General features: G+C 46.5%; 1 protein-coding gene. It reads right to left on the minus strand.

Translation table 11 applies throughout. The features are described 5' to 3' along the window. The coding region (locus tag UF75_RS26000) for a DUF1385 domain-containing protein (RefSeq protein WP_045577397.1) at positions 1 to 260 on the minus strand (260 nt) is incomplete at both ends.

Below are 260 nucleotides of genomic sequence, written 5' to 3' on the forward strand. Positions count from 1 at the left end.
GGATGCAGCCTGGAAAAAAGGCGAGAATTTTCGACTGTTAGGTCTTTCCCTGCTTCATAGGTGAACATTGCTTTATGCTCTGCCCCATGATATTGAAAAACCCGCTGGATATCTTTGAGCCGAGAAATTACCAAGATGTAGAGGAAAAACACAACGAGTCGTATTGCCCCCTCCAAAAGATTCTGCCATACGACCCCGGTAATCTTTCCTTGAAGCAAGTGGGCCATTCCTGTAGGCAATCCGACAAAAAGCAGAAGGCC

Origin of the sequence: Desulfosporosinus sp. I2 (assembly GCF_000960765.1) — a bacterium.
Taxonomy (GTDB): domain Bacteria; phylum Bacillota; class Desulfitobacteriia; order Desulfitobacteriales; family Desulfitobacteriaceae; genus Desulfosporosinus.